We start from the raw sequence: 18,295 nt of genomic DNA on the forward strand, positions 1-18,295 counted from the left end.
AGAATCAACAGCAGAAGATCATGATTGCAGATACTTTTATAAAACGACCCGTAACGGCTATAGTAATATCTATAGTACTGGTACTGGTGGGGATATTGGCGATGATGAACCTGGCCATTGGCCAGTATCCGGAAATTTCGCCCCCCACCGTACAGGTAACAGGTACCTATACCGGTGCGGATGCACAAACGGTAGAACAAACCGTTGCCACACCCGTGGAAGTACAGGTGAATGGTACGCCGGGCATGACCTATATCAACACCAACAACACCAGCAGTGGTCAGATGAGTATGACGGTAAACTTTGAAGTAGGTACCGACATCAACATTGCCGCACTGGATGTGCAGAACCGTGTGGGTATTGCGCAGCCTACCCTGCCGCAGGAAGTACAGCGTTTGGGCTTAACCGTTAGAAAACGTAACCCCAGCATTCTTATGCTGGTGGCCTTGTACTCACCCAAAGGCACACACGATATTACCTTCCTGGATAACTACACCAACGTATACGTAAAGGATGCATTGCTGAGAGCGAAAGGTGTGGGTGATATCTTTACCCGTGCAGATGATTTCAGTATGCGTATCTGGCTGAAGCCCGATAAGCTCGCGGAAATGGGCGTTACCGCCGATGATGTCCGCGCAGCGCTGGCAGAACAGAACGCGCAGATCACCGCAGGTTCCGTAGGGGCGCCTCCACAGCAAACAGGACAAACATTTGAATATAACATCTTCACCAAAGGACGTTTATCTTCTCCGGAAGAATTCGGGCAGATCGTGGTGAAAACACGTCCTTCCGATGGATCACTGGTGTACTTAAAAGATGTAGCCCGTGTTCAGCTGGGTAAATTCAACTATGCAGGTAATAACTTTGTGGATGGCAAACGTGCCGCCTATCTGCTGGTATACCAGGCGCCAGGCAGCAATGCCCTTGAAACCGCCGCCAATGTAACTGCCGCGATGGAAGAGCTGAAGAAGCAATTCCCCCAGGATGTGGATTATGTAGTGCCGTTTGAATCAGTATCCGTAGTAAAAGTATCCATTGAAGAGGTGGTACATACCCTTGTGGAAGCGCTGATACTGGTAGTGATCGTGGTATTCCTGTTCCTGCAGAGCTGGCGCGCCACCCTCATTCCGGTGCTGGCTATCCCGGTATCTATTATCGCTACATTTATCTTCTTTATTCCACTTGGATTTACTATCAACACCCTTACTTTGTTCGGTTTCGTACTGGCTATTGGTATTGTGGTGGATGATGCCATTGTAGTGGTGGAGGCAGTGCAGCATAATATTGATCATGAGAAGATGTCGCCGAGAGATGCCACCGCACTGGCCATGAAGGAAATATCCGGGCCGGTAATTGCGATTGCGCTTATCCTCGCAGCGGTATTTGTACCGGTAGGGTTTATACCCGGCATCGTAGGCCGCCTGTATCAGCAGTTTGCCATCACCATTGCCATCTCTGTAATGATCTCTGCTTTTGTGGCGTTATCATTAACACCGGCATTGTGTATCCTCCTGCTGAAACCTATGCACCTGGATAAAGATTCAAAAGGGCTCAACAAATTCTTCTTTAAATTCAACCGCTGGTTTGGACACACTACTTCCCGTTATTCAATGGGGGTTAAAAAGAGTATCCGCCTGTTCCGTCTCGTGATGGTGATCCTGGTTTGTATTTTCGTTGGTACGATGATGTTATTCAAGGCGAAACCCACCGGGTTTATTCCTACGGAAGATGAAGGCCGTTTGATCATCACTTTCGATTTGCCGGAATCATCTTCTACTGAACGTACCGTAGACGTAATGACGCATATGATGAAAGACCTGGAAAGCATACCGGGTATTGCCCACTATGCGGCGCTGGGAGGATTGAATGCAGTGAGCTTTGCCACTAAATCCAACAGTGGAACTATCTTCTGCTCACTGGAGCCGTGGAAAAACCGTGAGGCCGATTCGCTGCAAATTACCAACATGGTAGCCAAAGTGAAGAAAACACTCAGTAAATATAAAGAGGCCAACACAGTGGTGATACAACCGCCGGCTATCCCGGGTCTTGGACAAACTGCCGGTTTCTCCTTTGTACTACAGCAAAAGGGAGCAGGTGAAATCAAGGCGTTTGAAGGCGTGTTACAAAACTTCCTGGCTGCCGCTAACAAACGTCCTGAAATAGCGATGGCATTCTCCTTCTTTACGGCACGCACCCCTGGTTACCAGCTGGACATAGACCGTGAGAAAGCGAAGAAAATGGGGATCAAGATCTCTGATATTGCCACGGCATTGCAAACCTATATGGGTAGCGCCTATATCAATGACTTCACCATTTACGGCCGTAACTTCCGCGTGGTTACGCAGGCAGATTCAACTTACAGGGGAGATATTAAAAACCTGAGCCAGTTGTTTGTGCGCAATACAGCGGGTTCTATGGTGCCATTGAGTGCGCTCACTTCCTATAAAGTGATAGAAACGGCGCCGGTAATTTCTCACTATAACCTGTTCCGCTCTGCCGAAGTAAATGGTAACCCTGCACCGGGTTACAGCAGCGGTGATGCTATCCAGGCACTAAAAGAAGTGGCAGCAGAAACGTTGCCGGATGGATATGGCTATGAGTTCTCGGGTTTGAGCCGTGAGGAAATCCTGTCAGGTTCCAAAACGGTATACATCTTTGCGCTGTCTATCATCTTTGTGTTCCTGTTCCTGGCAGCTTTGTACGAGAGCTGGTCCGTACCATTCTCCGTACTCCTGGCAGTGCCTATTGGCGCCTTTGGCGCCATTACGGTGCTTACCTTCCTGCCTAAACTGAGCAACAACGTTTATGCACAGATCGGTTTGATTACCCTGATCGGTTTGTCGGCCAAGAATGCGATCCTGATTGTGGAGTTTGCGAAAGAGCGTGTAGACAAGGGAATGGACCTAGTAACGGCAGCAGTAGAAGCAGCCAAGCTGCGTTTACGCCCTATTATCATGACTTCCCTGGCCTTCCTGCTGGGTATCCTGCCGTTGGTATTTTCGTCCGGCGCAGGTGCGGAAGCGCGTAAAACAATGGGCTGGACCGTATTGGGTGGTATGTTCACTGCAACGTTCCTGGCCATCTTTATAGTGCCGGTGCTGTACGTGGTGATCACCCGTTTGGCTTATGGCAAGGAGAAACTCCGTAAGATGAAAGAAAATTATCAGTCTGTACCGGAGCACGATGTGCAGGGCAGACTGTAATAAGAAGAGAAGGGTTTATAATTGTACATACACGAAGGGGCGTTGCGAAAGCAGCGCCTTCTTTGTTTTATTCCGGAAGGATACGCTTACCGTCTTTATCGAAGTGACGGGTTAACTCCCACTCCGTATCTCCCACCAGGTACATGGTGCCCGCTACTACCGCGCCCACGGTGATATACCAGAACCAATCGGACTGGCTTTGAAAAAGGAGTGCGCATGCAACGCCGGTAACCACCAGTATAACGCCTACACGCCGCGAAATATAAGCGGCATATTCATTGGCGGAACGCCACATTTCAGGTGTTTTGGTAGACAATACGCTGCGGTAACCATACCAGGATTTGGTGCTTTTGGGCGGGAAACGGTGTATGAAATAACCCATGAGAAAGAAGAGGATACCCGCAAAAATAGCCGCATTACAATAAGTGGAATGTAGAAAGCGTAACCACATGGTCCGGGGGTTTGGTTACCATAAGTTACGAAAAAAAACGCGGATGTTGTCTTTTTCAGGATTACGCTGATTATACTGATTAGCTTGATTTTTACTTTTTGATTTTATAAAGATTTTAAATGATTAGGGGAGATATAAGCGAATATATTCGCTTATATCTCCCCTAATCATTTAAAATCAAAGTGATCAAATCCCTAAATCAGTATAATCAGCGTAATCCTGAAAAAGACAACATCCGCGTTAATGTTTTGTAGTATCCGCTGCCGGCTTCTTCTTTCCAAACAAGCCGTTCAGGGTATTCTTCACAGATTCGCCGGCTTGTTTACCCACATTGTCCAGTGGTTTGCCGGTGGCTGGTTTGGTGGAATCTTTCTTTCCGCTGAGCTGATCCTTCAGTTGATTTTTCAGGGAGTTGACGGCGGTATTTTTGATCTGGTTAAGGCTGTCTTTTACCGTATTTTTTACGGTGTCAATTTTGTTCTTTACCAGTTCGGTTGCCTGTGATTTGAGGTTATTGGCCGTTTCACGCAGGTCTGTTTTCACGCTGGGTTTGAGGATGTTTCCGGCCATCAATACCTGCAGGTGAACGCTGTCGCCCAGGTTAACGGGGATACCTTTGCTTTGTGCCTGCGATGCCAGGTTGTTCACCAGCGTGTTGCCTGCGGCGCCCATCATGCTACGTGGCAGGGCCAGTTGCAGCGTATAATCGAGCGACTGATCAAAGCCGTGGGAACCGGCAATATCCATTCGTATACCGTTCACCGTTACTTTGAACGGGTTTACTTTTACACGTCCGTTTTCAAAAGAGAAATAGTTTTTGATGTCACGCAGCGAGAGATCTTTCAGCTGTGTTACATTAAGGGAGTTGGCGAGCTGGTCAACCGGGGCAAACTGTTTCAGGAATCCTTGTACAAGCAGCAGGTTGCCATCTCCGGTAAGTGTACTCAGATCGGGTGACATGTCTTTTCCAAGTTTACCATGCATGGTTAACTGCGAGGTAATTTTACCGGAAAGGAATTTACCGATCGGCATTAATTTCTGTACCGTGTTGAAGGTGTTAAATGTTTGTTGTACATCCAGGTTTTGTACATCGTAGGCCAGGTTGATGTCCGGGTTTATTTTGCTGGCTTTGGTGCTGTAGCTGCCGTTGATTTCCATAGTACCCTGCAGGGCATTGGCTTTCAGCTGTTGCATGTTCACGGTTTCATCCTTCACCAGCAGCTTACCGGATACATTGGTAAGATCGGCTTTATCGTAGTGGATTTTATTCACATTGGCCTGGAGTCCCAGGTTCAGATTGGCGGGTACGGCAAACGGTGTAGCAGCAGCGGAATCTTTTTTTGCAGTGGCCGGATCTGCAGATGTGGTACTGCTGGTACCCATCCATTTATCGAGATTTATTTCATCTGCTTTGAAATTCATTTGTCCATCCAGCGGTTCGTTTTTAAACGTATAGGCGAGCAGGTTATTCACTTCTCCGTTGGCTTCAAAGTTGGTACCCAGGTATTGTCCGTTAAGGTCTTTTACGGTTACATTTTTAGGATTGAACTGTAAGAAGAGGTTATTCACTTTTACACCATCCGGATAATCCTTGCTTTTATAGAGCATATTGCTCAATTGCAGTGTGCCGGCAGCATAGAAGCGATCGTACTGTTGTTTTTCGATGGCGCTCATGTTGCCTTTGGCGCTGATGTCGGCATCCAGTAACCCGGATAAATTGGTACCTGCTTCGAGTTTTACAAATTGGGTGATTTTAGAAAGATCCAGTTTGCCTTTGGCAGCAGCATCCACATATAAATCAGATACAGGTGTTTTAACGAGCATTCGCAGGTCCAGCGGTGTGTTGTCCATTTCGAGGTGGCCGGTGGGCATGTCTATCACGGTATGATCCGGTACGCCATCGGGGTTGCTGATCTTCATGGCGATCTGGATATTTTTTACCGGTTTTGGAAGATCAGGATATTGGAAGAAGCCATCTTTTACGGCGAGGTCCAGTCCAAACGCAGGCATCTGCACAGGAGAGTAGCTGCCTTTTACGAATCCGCCAAAAGCAGCGGTACCACTGGTTTTTATCTTATCAAAATCTGTTTTATATACCGCAGGTATTAAAGACAACAGGTCTTTAAAATTGGTGGAAGGAGCTTTGAAGCTCATATCCATACCATAGGTAGAATCATTTACCAGCTTGAAGAAGCCTTGCAGCGCCAGTTCCAGGTTGTTGAGCGATGCTTTACCATCTTTAAACGTATAGGTGCTGGTGTTATTATCCACCTGGATACCTGCATCCAGCGTGGTTTTTACCTGCGACAAGTAGGGGATGAGGCCATAGCGGAAAGTAATGCCGCTGGCGGTGGTGCTGGTTTGCAGGAGAAACTGATCCTGTGTAAAATCGCCTTTGCCCTGGTGGTTCAGACCCGTAACCAGTAATTCCATATTGCCCTGGCGGTCGTCGTAACTCACCCAGCCATCTTCAATTTTATATTGCTGTAAACTAAGCGCGAAGCTGCTTTTACCGGTGTCGGCAGGATTTACGGCAGCAGTATCCGGTTTCATGATATCCCAGTTGGCAGCGCCGTTTTTATTTACAATAGCGTGTATGCGTGGCTGTAAGAGCGCAATGTTGTAGATATCCATTTTGTCTCCCTTTATCACACTCATCAGGTTAAGGGCCACATCTATCTGTTTTACAGCCAGAAGGGTATCGGCAGCAAACTCACCGGCGCCGGTGATTTGTAGGTCTTCCAGACCTACCGCCAGCCGGGGAAAGTGGCGGAACAGGCTGATATCCACATCTTTAAAATCCACTTTGGCGTTCAGCTGTTTATTCAGCTCCGTTTTTACTTTCGCTATTATCTTGTCTTTAAAGAAATAGGGTATGGCAATAGCGGCCAGTATCAAGACCACCATTGTGATACCCACAATTTTCAGGATCTTTTTGAGCATAGGTTTTTTGTATTTTGGGAGTGAAGATAAGCATAATGTGTAAACGAGGAAATGCGGGTGCAGGACCATCTCTGCACTATTTTGTATTTTTGCGTTAATATTCAGCGTATGACACCGGAAAGAAGAGAAAAATTATTAGCTGTATTGGGCAGGCGGCAGGCAAATTTAACCGTAGTGCTGGAGGATGTACAGGACCCTCATAATGTGTCGGCGGTGATGCGTACATGCGATGCCGTGGGGATACAGGATATTTATATCATCACATCAAAAGCGCCGCGGATAAAGAACTGGGGCCACAGAAGCAGCAGCAGTGCCAAACAATGGCTCACGATACATGATTTTGATAATGCAGCAGATTGTTTTGCCGCATTGCGCAGCCAATATGATAAGATATTAACCACACATCTTGCCGCGGATGCGGTGAGTCTTTACGATATTGACTTCAGTGGTTCTGTGGCATTGGTATTTGGTAATGAGCAGAATGGTGTGAGTGATGCCGCCAGGGCAATGGCGGATGGTAACTTTATTATTCCGCAGATGGGTATTATCCGTTCATTAAATATTTCGGTAGCCTGCGCAGTGAGTATTTATGAGGCCATGCGTCAGAAAACCATTGCAGGGCATTACAACAAACAGGGATTACCGGAGGAGCAGTATCAGACGCTATTAACTGAATGGGGATTCAAAGCTGCCGATCTTGAAGAAGAAAATTAACCGCTTCTTATGGCATTAACAGGTACACATTTCGAAGTTTCGCCGCCGTTGTCGGATATTGTGAAGCATTTTTATGTGATACAATCCGGCGGGGATTTCGTTACCACTACCGCGCACCTGTCGCCCAACTATGAAATGATGCTGCTGTTCAATTTTGGCGCCCCTGTACGGTTCTCTTTTGCCGCAGACCGGCTGGATAGCATGCAGATAGATAAAGTAGCTGTTTTAGGTCCTTTAAGGAAGATGTTGAACTACGAGTTGCTGCCGGAAACAGACCTGTTGGCCGTGGTGTTTAACCTGGACGGTTTTTACCGGCTGTTCCAGGTGCCTGTAGATGCACTGAACGGTGAACAGTTACATCAGCTGGATGATTTGTGGGAAGTATTGAAAAGAGCACCTTCTTCAGCAGAAAGGGTAAACATATTAAAGGATTATATCTCCACTGCTACACATGCGGCAGAGGATGGAGCATTGCCGCTGCTCAACGGGGCTGATTATTTTAATGATCCGATGTTACAGCCAGCGAAGGCCATTGCTGCGGATGCAGACTTGTCTGAACGTACCGTGCAGCTGCGGTTTAAAAAATATGTAGGCTATTCTCCCAAAGAAATGCTGCGGTTTCTGCGCTTCAAGCAGGTGATCAACAGCATAGTGCGTAATACTGCGGATACGATCGATTGGTTTGATCTGATCCACGACTTCGGGTATCACGATCAGAGTCATCTGATCAAGGATTTTCAGCATTACCTGGGAACTTCACCGGAAACGTTTATTAAACAGATTGCCCGTAAGGAATTTTGTACCACGAAGCCGGGTAAACGTTATTAGATAAGTGATTGCACAAAAAAATCCCTGGCCATTTGGCCAGGGATTCGCATTTATACTTACATAAACCCTTATGCACTGCAGGTAACGCAACCTTCTTCCATTGTGCAAACTGCACCCACTACTATTTCTTCTTCTGCATTGCCACCGGTAGCAACCATTGGCTGGATTTGCTGACCGCCTTGTTTTTCCACGGTAAACTGAACGGCCTGAGTGGCTGCCTGAGTACGCAGGTAGTACATACCGGTTTTCAGACCTTTCTTCCAGGCGTAGAAGTGCATGGAGGTAAGTTTGCCGGTAGTAGGCGTGTCAACGAACAGGTTCAGTGATTGTGACTGGCAGATGAAAGCTCCGCGGTCAGCCGCCATATCAATGAGGTTACGTTGTTTGATTTCCCAAACTGTTTTGTACAGTTCTTTAATATTTGCGGGTATTTCAGCAATGTTCTGGATAGAGCCATTGTGTGAAATAATCTTTGTTTTCATATCATTATCCCACAGTCCCAGTTCTACCAGGTCTTTCAGCAGGTGTTTGTTTACCACTACAAACTCGCCACTCAGTACACGACGGGTGTAGATGTTGGAAGTGTATGGTTCAAAACACTCGTTGTTGCCGAGGATCTGTGAAGTAGAAGCGGTTGGCATTGGAGCCAGCAGCAGGGAGTTGCGGATACCGTCTTTCACGATAGATTTTTTCAGGCTTTCCCAGTCCCAGCGTGCGGAAGGTTTCACGTCCCACATATCAAACTGGAGGATACCTTTGGAAGCAGGGGAGCCTTTGAAGGTTTCGTAGGCGCCGTCAACTTTTGCGAGATCGTTGGAAGCGTTTAAACCCGCGAAGTAGATAGTTTCAAATATTTCGCTGTTCAGTTTTTTGGCTTCGTCGCTTTCGAACGGATAACGCATGAGGATAAACGCATCAGCAAGTCCTTGTACACCCAGTCCTACAGGGCGGTGGCGCATGTTACTGCGTCTGGCCTCTTCAATAGGGTAGTAGTTGTTATCGATGATCTTGTTGAGGTTCAGGGTAGCCTGATAGGTTACTTCGTATAATTTCTGGTGATCAAATTTACCATCAATTACGAAGCGTGGCAGTGCCAGGGACGCCAGGTTACAAACGGCCACTTCATCTGAATCGGTATACTCGATGATTTCAGTGCACAGGTTGGAACTCTTGATGGTACCCAGGTTTTGCTGGTTGGATTTGCGGTTGGCTGCATCTTTATATAACAGGTAAGGGTTACCGGTTTCAATTTGCGCATCGAGGATGGCAAACCAGAGATCCTGTGCCTTTACTGTTTTGCGGGCGCGTCCTTCCTGTTCGTATTGAGCGTACAGGGCTTCAAATTCATCGCCCCAGCATTCGTGCAGTCCTGGTGCTTCGTGCGGGCAGAACAATGACCAGTCGCCATTGGATTCCACGCGTTTCATGAACAGGTCCGGCATCCAGAGGGCGTAGAACAGGTCGCGGGCGCGCATTTCTTCTTTACCGTGGTTCTTGCGCAGATCCAGGAATTCGTAAATGTCGGCATGCCACGGCTCCAGGTAGATAGCGAAAGCGCCTTTGCGTTTGCCACCGCCCTGATCCACGTAACGGGCTGTATCGTTGAATACGCGCAGCATAGGGATGATACCATTGGAAGTACCGTTGGTACCGCTGATGTAAGATCCTGTAGCGCGGATATTATGAATGCTTAAACCGATACCGCCGGCGCTCTGTGAAATTTTAGCCGTTTGTTTCAGGGTATCGTAAATACCTTCGATGCTGTCGTCCTGCATGGTAAGCAGGAAGCAGGAAGACATCTGCGGTTTTGGAGTGCCTGCGTTGAACAGGGTAGGCGTGGCATGTGTAAACCAGCGCTCACTCATCAGGTTGTATGTTTTGATGGCAGACTCAATATCTTCTTTGTGGATGCCAACAGATACGCGCATCAGCATATGCTGCGGGCGTTCCTGTACTTTACCGTCTGTTTTCAGCAGGTATGAGCGTTCCAGTGTTTTGAAACCGAAGTAGTCAAAGGCAAAGTCGCGGTCGTAGATGATGCTGGAATCCAGGATCTCTGCATTCTTCCTGATGATTTCCCATACATCGTCAGACAGCAGCGCTGCATTTTTGCCGGTTTTGGGATCAATATAATCATACAGTTTCTTCATCGTTTTGGAAAACGACTTGATGGTATTTTTATGCAGGTTACTTACTGCTATGCGGGAAGCCAGCAGGGCGTAATCCGGGTGTTTCGTAGTAAGGGAGGCGGCCGTTTCGGCAGCCAGGTTGTCGAGTTCGCTGGTGGTTACACCATCATACAAACCTTGTATCACTTTTTTCGCTACGTCTATGGCATCTACATATTCTGTATTGAAACCATAGCATAGTTTTTCAATACGCGCAGTGATTTTATCGAACTTCACTGCTTCTTTCCTTCCATCTCTTTTGATTACGAACATGGGTTTGCGAATTTAAGAGGTTAGTAATTCAAAATGTTTAAAAATCTTCTTCCAGGCTGAATGTCTGTGATTCTTTTGTACCACCCATTACGCCGGATTTCTGGTAATCTCCCACACGTTTTTCAAAGAAGTTGGTCTTACCCTGTAAGGAAATCATTTCCATGAAGTCAAAAGGATTAGACGCATTAAATATCTTGGTGTAGCCCAGTTCACCGATCCATCTGTCTGCCACAAATTCAATGTATTGCGACATCAGTTCGGCGTTCATGCCGATCAGTCCAACCGGCAGGGCTTCTGTAATAAATTCTTTTTCATAGCTCACGGCATCACGGATGATGTTGTGTACCTGTTCTTCACTCAGTTTATTTTCCAGCATGCTGTAAAGCAGGCACGCGAATTCGCAGTGCAGTCCTTCGTCCCGGCTGATCAGTTCGTTAGAAAAGGTTAATCCCGGCATCAGTCCTCTTTTCTTTAACCAGAAGATAGAGCAGAAACTACCGCTGAAGAAGATACCTTCCACGGCGGCAAATGCCACCAGGCGTTCTGCGAAGTTGCCATTCTCAATCCAGCGTAATGCCCATTCTGCTTTTTTCTTTACCGCAGGTACGGTGTCGATAGCGTGGAACAAACGATCTTTTTCTGCTGCATCTTTTACATAAGTATCAATCAGCAATGCATATGTTTCAGAGTGGATGTTTTCCATCATGATCTGGAAGCCGTAGAAACAACGGGCTTCCGGGATCTGTACTTCACTCATAAAGTTTACTGCCAGGTTCTCATTAACGATCCCGTCGCTGGCGGCGAAGAATGCCAGTACGTGAGAAATAAAATGACGTTCTCCATCATTCAGTCCTGCCCAATCTTTAAGATCACTGCTTAAATCTATTTCTTCCGCTGTCCAGAAACTGGCTTCGTGCTTTTTGTATTGCTCCCAGATTTTTGGGTATTTGATCGGCAATAGCACAAAACGGTCCTTGTTCTCTTTTAAAAGAATTTCATTCTCGTTACTCATCTTTAATTATTTTATGGGTACTGTCGAAGGTTTTTGGTTTTTCTTTTGGGGTCAGCATACCGAAATCTCACTTCTCTTTCCCACAAATCCCGTTTCAACATTTCTGCTTCCTAAAAATCCATACGTTCAGGATTACAAATGTAAGCATCCGGGTAAGGCATGCCCGATATAGTTTTCAACAGGTGTGGAAAAGATATACAACTTTAATGGGAGTATAGTGGCATCGCGTGTTTCACGCGTTTTGCACCTTGTGCATATGTGCGCATATGTAATATGATTAGCATGTGAAAAGCAGCACGCGAAAATCTGGCTTATATGATAATTTTTTAACTACTACGGCTAAATGTATGATGGTCAGTATAAAAATGTACCCGGAAAATTTTTGTTAAAAAGATAACCTTCCGTAGATATATATGCGATAATTTTTCATATTTACACTTTTAAGCTTTTTCATATGCCCGACCCGGTTATTGCCCTTCATGCTGTCAAGAAGAATTACCAGGATGTACCCATCCTGGATATTGCCCGACTGGAGCTGCCCGCCGGCATCTACTGGCTGCAGGGGGAGAACGGCGCCGGCAAAACTACCTGTATGAAGGTAATGGCGGGCTTAATCCCTTTCAAAGGGGAGATATTGCTGCAGGGAAAGGTGAGCAGCCGGGAACACCCGGTACAGTTTCGCCGCCTGATCAACTACGCGGAGGCGGAGCCACTTTACCCCTCTTTCCTCACCGGCCGCGATTTACTGGAACTTTACCTCAACACAAAAGGAGGGAACGCCCAGGAGATCCGGGCCATCAGCGAAAAACTGGGAGTGCATATATTTGTGAATAACCCGGTAAGCAGCTATTCGAGCGGCATGCTGAAGAAATTATCCCTGCTGCTGGCCTTCACCGGTAACCCGGCCCTCATCCTGCTGGACGAACCCCTGATCACCATAGACACCCGCGCACTGGCCGTTTTGTACGACCTGATCCGTGAATACAGCGCTAAAGGCGTTTCTTTTTGTATTACTTCCCACCAACCACTGGATGAGGAGGAATTAACGGTAACGGGCACACTGAAAGTAGCTCATAAAAACATTACGCTCAGCTAACATGCGTACCACCTCAGCGATACTCAGTAAGATATTCACACAACGGTTCTATATTCAGAATACGGGCTTTTTCCTGGTACTGTTTTACCTGCTGTTCGGCGTGGTAAATGGCGCCAACCTGCTCGCCTATCATAAAGGACTGATGCTCGGGTTCCTGGGCAACTATACCTTCCTGTTCCTGGTGCTCCTGCTGTGGACTTCCTACGCGCTCAAATGCGTGGGTTTTATACTGAAAACCTTTCAGCTGCAGGGATATGATTTCCTGTATGCTACTATAGGGAGTATCGGTAAACCGGCCCGCCGTGTCATCTGGCTGCGGCTTCATACCGCCATTTATATGCCGGTACTGGTGTATGCGGCTATTGCACTGGTGATTGCTGTTCAACAGGGATATTATCCACAGGCAGTGATCATCGCCGTTGTTAATATCGCCAATTGCATATGGCCGTTGGCGTTATATGAAAGAAAGCTGGAACAACCCGACGTGATCTTTTTTACCGGTCACTTGCAACGCTGGATCAACCGCCACTTTACGAAGCCGCCGGTATTGTTTTTCCTGTATGAACTGTTTACTAATTTTCCCCGTCGTATTGTGAGTACGAAACTGTTTTCCGCAGGAGTGCTGTGGCTCACATTCCTGATTATGGCAAGAGGGGATTATTTTGATCTCCGCGGATTGCAGCTGGGCGTTATGATCAGCGTGCTGTCGCATATGCAGCTGATGGTGCATCATCGCGCATTTGATGATACGTACCTCAATTTCATGGAAAATCTTCCTGTTAATTTATTTACCCATTATATGCGGCTGGCAGGCGTGTATGTGATTACTTTTTTACCTGAGATGATCATCATTACCGCTAATGCATATACGAAAACAACACCGTGGGGACTGATAACGGTTTTCTGCACGGCATTATCATTACTGATCCTGTTCCGGACCATGTTGTTTTTCCCGAAAATGAATCCGGAGGTGCATGTACGTTATACCATGCTTACCTCTTTCATTGTGCTGTTCATGATACTCGGACATTATGAATGGCCGGCTGTACTGTTGTTACAGACAGCATCGGCCATTATCTTCTTTACAAAATACCGTAGTTATGAACCTTATATAGAAACAGGTTCGTGACCCATTTTATCGCTCAGCCGCGCCAGTGAAAGCAACAGCAGCGGTATCTGTTTAATGGCCAGTTCATCTGTCAGGTTACCATCGGTATCAAATTTATGCTGGGCATTGCCGATCATGATCTCCGGTTTGTTGATCACAAACGCATTCAGGAACACCATTACCTGCCGTAAATGATACTGCATCCTGGCGGTGCCAATCTGCCCCTGCGATGCGCCCATAATAGCTACGGCTTTTTCGCTGAAGGGTTTGTCGGGGTGCCTGGAAACCACGTCTATCGCGTTTTTCAGGGCGCCGGGTATAGAGTAGTTGTATTCCGGTGAAACAATGATCACCCCATCTGATTCCTTAATCTTATGTACCAGCGGCACTACTTCCTCCGGCAACTGCTCCGTATGCAGGTCAGCATTGTACATCGGGATCTTATCGAAAAATACCTGCTCTACCGTGATGTTTGAGGGACACAGTTTTTGCAGTGCTTTCAGCGCCATTGTGTTGTAGGAGCCTTTCCGTAAACTGCCGGAAATGGCAACGAAATGATAATGTTTTTCAGCAGACATATGCTCATTTTTTATTTAAATGCGTTTTTCTTTGTTTATAAATTTCCGGTGAATAACTTCCTGCACCGGTATGTTCTCAATCTTACTTTCCAGCCAGGAAATAATATCCAGGTAAAGGAAGGAACGGCGTTCATACGGATCTTCTGAAATCTGCTCCAGCCGGTCTTTCAGATCCACGAAAGCATTGCGTAATGCTTTCGGATTGGCATAAATATAACGGCGGAGAAACTTCATGATTTCTTCCATCACCAAACCAAGATCCTTGTGTTTTGAAATAAAATGGTAAACAGATTTGATCAGGTATTCCACCAGGCTGTAATTCTCCAGTTCGTAATGTGCAATGAGATGCAGGATGCGGGCAAAGCACTGGATATCAGCCCGCAGGTTACCAATTTTTAAATTGATAATTTTATTAAGATAAACAATGGCTTTGCTGTTATCACCGCTACCAAAGTATAAGCAGGCAATCTTATAGTAAAATACCAGTACCCGGTGCTGGTCTATTTTCAGGGTATGCCTGCTGATCTCTGTTTCGAGTTCCGGCACCATCGCCAAACCCTGGCTGAACGTACCTTCCAGGAAGTAGCGGTTTATTTTGGCGGTATACAGGTATACAAAAGCAGAGGTGCGGGTGTTTTCGTGAAAATTGTCCTGGTTGTCCCGGATAAATTCTTCCAGGTCCTGCAGGGCGGTCTTGAACTTTTCAAAGTTGGAGGTATAAAAATGCGCGGTCAGTAAATTATGCTGCGCCTTAATATACAGGTCCATATCCGTTTGTTGCAGGGAGGGGTATTTGCGGAACAGGTCTACCCACTTCTGGGTGTAACGGTAATACATTACAAAGTCCTGCAGGATATAGTAATACCAGCTCGACGCCTGGTACATGTACACTTTTTCATAAAAGCTCATGTGCACATGTTGTAAAGGTGGCAGCTGGCTTTCAAAAAAGGACTTTACCATTTCGGCGTCCCGCTCGTTGCGGGCATGGCCCAGTTTGAGATACAAGCCATACATCCGCAGGGAAAGGGTAGACAGGCGGCTGATATTGGTAAGCTGCTGCTCTATCTGCCTGGACTCGGCGCTCAGTACTTCCGCCCGGTTTTCCAGGCTCCGCGTGATATGCCGCGATTCAATCAGCTTTTCAAACTCTACAATTTCATAAGTGAGCATCACCTCTTCCTGCTCCAGCGCCATCGTTTTGGCTTTGGCCAGTATTTTAAGGCTCTGGTTGTATAGTCCTTTATTATACAGTACCCGCGCATGATCCAGCTGCTCGCGCAGGTCGATCAGGGGATCTTTTTGTTTATATAACTGCCGCAAACTGGATAACAGGTGTTTGTAAAGATGTGCTTTTACGTTAGACAGCTGCTGCTTTTTGATATCCGTTATTTTCTTCAGTATCTGCTCTTCATCGTACTCTTTCATTTTGTCCAGCGTGGTGAACAATTGAATAAAAAGTACATCTTCCTTCGTGTTGTTTTTGTTGAACGCCAGCTGAAAATTGCGTTTTTCTGCTTTTGTTAAGGTTTTTATTAATATGAATAAAGCATCACTTTGACTGTTGGGCATCGTTATTAAAATCTTGTAAATTATTGATAAACAGTATATTAACGTGTATCAGAGGTGTTTAAAGGTTGTAATTAAAGCAAATTTAGCGATATGGCAATTAATTAAGGACCATTAGATTTGAAGGTATAAACAATTATAAAAGGAAGCAAAAGGATGGGAAAAACGTTATTTGATAAAATCTGGGATGGCCATATAGTGGTGAGCAAGCCGGGGCATCCCGATGCAGTGTACATCAACACGCACTTTATTCACGAGGTAACGAGTCCCCAGGCATTTGACGGGCTCCGTAAGCGTGGCATCCCCGTATTCCGTCCGGCTAAAACCAGGGCTACCGCCGATCACAACGTACCTACCTTACACCAGGATCAGCCTATCAAGGAAGCATTGAGCCGCCGCCAGGTGGAGATGCTGACAAAGAATACCGCTGAATTCGGCGTAGAACTTTACGGACTGGGCCACCGGTTCCAGGGCATTGTGCATGTGATAGGACCGGAGCTGGGCATCACCCTGCCGGGTATGACCATCGTGTGCGGCGACAGCCACACCAGCACCCACGGTGCTTTTGGCGCCGTTGCCTTTGGTATCGGTACCTCCGAAGTGGAACAGGTACTGGCCACCCAGTGTATCCTGCAATACAAGCCTAAGCGGATGAAGATTGAAGTGAACGGACAACTGGGCAAGGGCGTACTTTCTAAAGACATCATTCTTTATATCATCTCTAAAATATCCGCTTCCGGCGCTACCGGTTACTTCGTGGAATATGCAGGGGAAGCCATCCGCAGTCTCAGCATGGAGGCCCGCATGACCATCTGTAACATGAGCATCGAAATGGGGGCCCGCGGAGGGCTGATCGCCCCCGACGACATCACTTTCGATTATATCAAAGGCCGCGAATTCGCCCCTAAAGGAGCCGACTGGGATAAATCCCTGGCATACTGGAAAACACTTTACTCCGACAGCGACGCGGAATTTGACCAGGTGCTCACCTTTGATGCAGCGGATATAGAACCGCAAATCACTTATGGCACCAACCCCGGTATGGGCATGGGCGTTACCCGCCACATCCCTTCACTGGAGCAGCTCGAGGAGAAAGAAAGACCTTCTTTCAAAAAATCGCTCGAGTATATGGACCTGCAACCCGGTGCTGAACTGATGGGTAAAAAAGTGGATTATGTATTCATCGGCAGCTGCACCAACTCCCGTATTGAAGATTTACGCCTCGTAGCAGATTTTGTGAAAGGCAAACATAAAGCAGACGATGTAGTAGTATGGATCGTTCCGGGCTCCAAACAGGTGGAAGCCCAGGCGATGGAAGAAGGCATCGACAAAATATTTGCCGAAGCCGGTTTCCAGCTGCGTGAACCAGGTTGCTCCGCCTGCCTGGCCATGAACGAAGACAAAGTGCCTGCAGGTATGTACTGTATTTCCACCTCCAACCGTAACTTCGAAGGCCGTCAGGGTCCCAACGCCCGCACCTTCCTGGCGAGCCCGCTCACCGCGGCCGCAGCAGCCATTACGGGTAAGGTTACAGATGTAAGGGAATTATTAGAACAATAGTTAATAAGAAGAACAAGTTAAAGCCGAAAGCGATGGATCAATGGAACGCTGACTTATACAAAGAAAAACACGCCTTCGTGTTTGAATATGGTAACAGCCTGATCGACTGGCTGCAGCCACAATCAGGCGAAAGTATCCTGGACCTGGGTTGTGGCACCGGTGAACTCGCCGCGCAGCTGGCGCAAAAAGGCGCCACCGTAACAGGACTAGATGCTTCCGCCGCCATGATAAGCAGCGCCCGCGCACATTTCCCAGGCATCTCTTTTGAAGTTGGCGACGCTACAACTTTTTCCCTGCCACAGCAGTTCGACGGCATCTTTTCCAACGCTACCCTCCACTGGGTGCGTGAAAAGGAAAAAGCCATCAGCCGCATGTATGCACAACTGAAAAAAGGCGGCAGACTGGTGATTGAAATGGGCGGTAAAGGCAACGTACAGCAGATCCTTACTTACCTGGAAAAAGCCATGCAGCAGCGGGGTTATACCTACGAACCACGCTGGTATTTCCCTTCTCCGGCAGAATATACTACCCTGCTGGAAAAGGAAGGTTTTAAAATAGACAGGGTGCATTTTTTTGACCGCCCTTCAAAACTCGTTGACCCGGAAACAGGTATCAGCGACTGGCTGGAGATGTTTGGCGCTCACTTTTTTGCCGGTATTCCGGAACAGGATAAAGGCGCTATCCTGCAGCAGGTACAATATGAACTGGCGCCACACCTGGTGAAGAACGGCGAATTGTATGCGGATTATGTGCGCCTGAGAGTGGCCGCCACAAAAATTTAAACTGTAAAATCAC

Annotated in this window: 13 protein-coding genes; 7 read left to right on the plus strand and 6 right to left on the minus strand. The window is 47.0% G+C overall.

The genetic code is table 11. The features are described from left to right. Nucleotides 1–20 precede the first annotated feature (20 nt). Nucleotides 21–3,203, plus strand: coding sequence for an efflux RND transporter permease subunit (locus tag ACMXI2_RS03310; RefSeq protein ID WP_483780296.1), 3,183 nt, complete (start codon nt 21–23; stop codon nt 3,201–3,203). 67 nt (nt 3,204–3,270) lie between these two features. Here the strand turns inward: ACMXI2_RS03310 and ACMXI2_RS03315 are convergent, their stop codons facing one another. Beyond that, nucleotides 3,271–3,654: an SdpI family protein gene (locus ACMXI2_RS03315; protein ID WP_483780297.1), complete on the minus strand. Its 384-nt coding sequence runs from the start codon at nt 3,652–3,654 to the stop codon at nt 3,271–3,273. A 240-nt stretch (nt 3,655–3,894) separates the two neighbouring features. Then, nucleotides 3,895–6,597, minus strand: coding sequence for an AsmA family protein (locus ACMXI2_RS03320; RefSeq protein ID WP_483780298.1), 2,703 nt, complete (start codon nt 6,595–6,597; stop codon nt 3,895–3,897). 108 nt (nt 6,598–6,705) lie between these two features. On the opposite strand from ACMXI2_RS03320, the gene ACMXI2_RS03325 reads away from it, so the two are divergent. Together ACMXI2_RS03325 and ACMXI2_RS03330 are read left to right on the plus strand one after the other, a co-directional pair. After that, on the plus strand, nt 6,706–7,311 hold the full coding sequence (locus tag ACMXI2_RS03325) for a TrmH family RNA methyltransferase (protein ID WP_483780299.1): 606 nt from the start codon (nt 6,706–6,708) through the stop codon (nt 7,309–7,311). Nucleotides 7,312–7,320: 9 nt separating this feature from the next. Then, complete coding sequence (locus tag ACMXI2_RS03330) at nt 7,321–8,139, plus strand: AraC family transcriptional regulator (RefSeq protein ID WP_483780300.1); 819 nt, start codon at nt 7,321–7,323, stop codon at nt 8,137–8,139. Nucleotides 8,140–8,207: 68 nt separating this feature from the next. Here the strand turns inward: ACMXI2_RS03330 and ACMXI2_RS03335 are convergent, their stop codons facing one another. Next, a complete protein-coding gene (locus ACMXI2_RS03335; RefSeq protein WP_483780301.1) occupies nt 8,208–10,580 on the minus strand; it encodes a ribonucleoside-diphosphate reductase subunit alpha in 2,373 nt (790 codons plus the stop codon). A gap of 37 nt (nt 10,581–10,617) precedes the next feature. Further along, entirely contained in the window at nt 10,618–11,592 is a 975-nt protein-coding gene (locus ACMXI2_RS03340) for a ribonucleoside-diphosphate reductase small subunit (protein ID WP_079468962.1), read from the minus strand. Nucleotides 11,593–12,046: 454 nt separating this feature from the next. Between ACMXI2_RS03340 and ACMXI2_RS03345 the strand changes: the two genes are divergently transcribed. Together ACMXI2_RS03345 and ACMXI2_RS03350 are read left to right on the plus strand one after the other, a co-directional pair. Beyond that, nucleotides 12,047–12,688 carry an ABC transporter ATP-binding protein gene (locus tag ACMXI2_RS03345; protein WP_483780302.1) on the plus strand — a complete coding sequence of 214 codons (642 nt, stop codon included), beginning with the start codon at nt 12,047–12,049 and terminating at the stop codon, nt 12,686–12,688. Nucleotide 12,689: 1 nt separating this feature from the next. Then, nucleotides 12,690–13,817, plus strand: coding sequence for a hypothetical protein (locus ACMXI2_RS03350; RefSeq protein ID WP_483780303.1), 1,128 nt, complete (start codon nt 12,690–12,692; stop codon nt 13,815–13,817). On the opposite strand, the gene ACMXI2_RS03355 is transcribed toward ACMXI2_RS03350, so the two are convergent. Further along, nucleotides 13,796–14,374: an NADPH-dependent FMN reductase gene (locus ACMXI2_RS03355; RefSeq protein ID WP_483780304.1), complete on the minus strand. Its 579-nt coding sequence runs from the start codon at nt 14,372–14,374 to the stop codon at nt 13,796–13,798. The genes ACMXI2_RS03350 and ACMXI2_RS03355 overlap by 22 nt on opposite strands. A 15-nt stretch (nt 14,375–14,389) precedes the next feature. Continuing rightward, nucleotides 14,390–15,943, minus strand: a complete 1,554-nt coding sequence (locus tag ACMXI2_RS03360) for a hypothetical protein (protein WP_483780305.1) — start codon at nt 15,941–15,943, stop codon at nt 14,390–14,392. A 153-nt stretch (nt 15,944–16,096) separates the two neighbouring features. On the opposite strand from ACMXI2_RS03360, the gene leuC reads away from it, so the two are divergent. Further along, nucleotides 16,097–17,500 (plus strand): 3-isopropylmalate dehydratase large subunit, encoded by a 1,404-nt coding sequence (gene leuC / locus ACMXI2_RS03365; protein ID WP_483780306.1) that lies wholly within the window; start codon nt 16,097–16,099, stop codon nt 17,498–17,500. Between the two features lie 32 nt (nt 17,501–17,532). Continuing rightward, nucleotides 17,533–18,282: a class I SAM-dependent methyltransferase gene (locus tag ACMXI2_RS03370; RefSeq protein WP_483780307.1), complete on the plus strand. Its 750-nt coding sequence runs from the start codon at nt 17,533–17,535 to the stop codon at nt 18,280–18,282. Nucleotides 18,283–18,295: the final 13 nt, after the last annotated feature.

This window comes from Chitinophaga sp. G7 BAM 1005 (assembly GCF_057126945.1).